Annotated in this window: 4 protein-coding genes; all 4 read right to left on the minus strand. The window is 44.0% G+C overall.

Annotation, left to right across the window (positions count from 1 at the left end):
* The coding region (locus AC1DUA_RS32620; protein ID WP_477503686.1) for an ABC transporter substrate-binding protein at positions 1-409 on the minus strand (409 nt) is incomplete at its 3' end.
* A 123-nt stretch (positions 410-532) separates the two neighbouring features.
* Positions 533-1,360, minus strand: coding sequence for a carbohydrate ABC transporter permease (locus AC1DUA_RS32625; protein ID WP_477503687.1), 828 nt, complete (start codon positions 1,358-1,360; stop codon positions 533-535).
* Between the two features lie 19 nt (positions 1,361-1,379).
* Positions 1,380-2,324, minus strand: a complete 945-nt coding sequence (locus AC1DUA_RS32630; protein ID WP_477503688.1) for a carbohydrate ABC transporter permease — start codon at positions 2,322-2,324, stop codon at positions 1,380-1,382.
* Positions 2,325-2,497: 173 nt separating this feature from the next.
* Positions 2,498-2,773 (minus strand): DbpA RNA binding domain-containing protein (locus AC1DUA_RS32635; protein WP_477503689.1); only part of this gene is annotated, 276 nt, incomplete at its 5' end.

Consider the following 2,773-nt stretch of genomic DNA (forward strand, 5'->3'; position numbering starts at 1 on the left):
CTTTTACAACAATGTTATCTTTCTTCAGGTACTCATCAAGCGGCTCCAAGATTCCTGCGCCTACACGTTGAGCGAAATCGGATGCGCTGGAATACATCACAACGTCCATTTGCTCGCCTGAAGCAGCTAGAAGGTCAAGCTTTTTCATACCTTCTTGAGAATCACCTTTTTCGGACATGCTCTCATAGACGACTTTAACGTTCGGGTGTGATTTGTTGTAAGCATCAACAGTTGCATTCCAGTTCCCTTGCGCTTCCGTATACCAACCTTGAACTTTAATCGTAACAGGAGCTTTCGTTCCGCCCGCAGCACCGCTATCGGCAGCAGGTGTTTCGCTTTTATTACCGCAGCCTGCAAGTGCAGTACTGATAGCAAGCACACCACTTAAAACTAGTAAACCTTTTTTCATAGGAACCCCTCCAAGTGAGCTTTGATTTGTGTGAAAACCTTTACATGACCGATCGTAACAAACTTCAGTGGAGCGCACGAGGCACTATTTTAACCTCATGCACTCTTATTTTGACTTTTTGGATTAACCCTTCACGCCGCCCGTCGAAATACCTTCGATAACCTGCTTTTGTCCAATGATGAAGATGATTAGTAGCGGCACGATGGCCGATACCGATGCAGCCATGATTAGGGAGTAGAACTCACCATTCAAATCAGCGAAAGACCGGATGCCTAGCGGAAGCGTGAATAAATCTTTGGTTCTTAGGAAAATCAGTGGATTCTGGTAATCATTCCATGTCCAGATGAAACGCAGAATCGCATACGTAGCAATGGCTGGACGAACAAGCGGTGTACAAATGGACCAGAAAATTCGGATATGACCCGCGCCGTCCATCCGAGCTGACTCCATATACTCATCGTGAATACCTAGATAGAACTGACGAAGCATGAATGTTCCAAGAACACTGAATGAACCCAGTAGAATTAAACCAAAGTGACTGTCGAACAACCCGATCCAACGGAATAGCAGGAACTGCGGCACGAGAATGGCTTGGCTGGGAATCATATAGATCGCCAGGATAAGCACGAATAGCGCGCCCCGACCGCGGAACTTGATTTTCGAGAAGGCGTATGCGGCCATAGACGAAAGTAAAACGGATAACGCTGTTGTTAAGACCGAAACCTTAATGGAATTCCAATAGTATAGCGAGAATTTGGTTTCCCAAACTGCTTTATAGTTTTCAATCACATTCCAATGCTGCGGGATCCACTGAATCGGATAGGCGAACACGTCGGCTTCCGGTTTCATGGAAGCGGAGATCATCCAAAGGAATGGCGACATAAATAGTATGCCAACGACTAGCATAACTAATGTAACGAGAATTTTTTTCAACTTTTGATTCTTGTCCATCGTGGTATTCCTCCTTCTCTTAGTAGTTCACCCATCTACGTTGTCCAAGCCATTGTACAAGTGTAATCAGAAGCACAAGCAACAGAAGTACAATTGCCATAGCAGAGGCATAACCGGATTGTAGGTTAACAAAGGCTGTTTCATATAGACGATAAACGACGACGGTCGTAGAGTTCGCAGGTCCCCCGCCTGTAAGGACGGAAATAACGTCAAATGCTTTAAAGGTACCGATAATCCCCGTTACTAGCAGGAAGAACGTTGTTGGCGATAAAAGAGGTACGGTGATGCTCATAAGTTGTCTAAACTTGGATGCCCCATCAATATCCGCTGCCTCATAGAGATCTTTGGGAATGGACTGCAAGCCAGCCATGAAAATAATCATGTTATATCCGATACTGATCCAAATCATAAGTCCCATGACGCAATATAAGGCAACATCGGGGTCAGCTAGCCATTTCGGCGGATTCGCAAAGCCTAGATCCATCAAAATTTGGTTAATCGGACCGTACGTTGGATGAAATAGCACCTGAAACACGATCGCTACAGCAACAACACTAGAAATATAAGGGATAAAGTATATAACTTTGAAGAAGTCTTTCAAATAGATCTTTTTATCGATGACGACCGCTAGAAGAAGCGAAAATATGAGTGTTAAAGGAACGACGATCATTAAAATCATGTTATTTTTCAAAGATAATAGGAAGACGGAATCGTGCAAAAGCTTGATAAAGTTATCTAAGCCGAGAAATTTCACTTTCGAAAAACCGGCAACAAAGTTCCAATCCGTGAAACTGAGGAAGAAGGACGCAATAATTGGAAATAAAGTAAAAACAAAAAGTCCGAGTACCATTGGAGCAACGAACGCATATCCGATCAGGTCCTCACGTATTTGCGCCATCGAACTTCTGCGTTTCACTTTCGCATTTGAAAGGGTGCTCGAATGTGTATGTGTATTGTTGGCCATATTATTATTCACCCCATGTGTTGTGTTTTCTATAGTCTACCCTGCGAGGGCGCACCCGGGTAAGTCAAATAATTAACTCGTTTGAGTAAAATTTTAACCTTCAATGAACCCTGGAACCCCCTGCGGACGAAAAAAATCCGCTAAGCCATGATGGCCTACCGGATATTCTCCCCTTACTTSTTCGCTTCATGCACTTTCAGGAGCTTTCCCTTGATCGTTGTGTTCTTCATGATTTTGAGCACCATCGGTCCCTTGCCGTTCAGAATATCCACATACGAAACGTTGTCCTGAATTGTAATAATGCCGATATCCGCTGCGCTCACACCTTCAATTTTGGCTAGGGTTCCGACGAAATCCACCGCTCTGATCTTTTTCTTTTTCCCACCGTTAAAATAGAGCTTCATGATGCCCATGTTCAATTGGTCGCTTCTATCTCTCTTGATAACCGG

The sequence above is a fragment of the Paenibacillus sp. 01T422 genome, assembly GCF_056398785.1.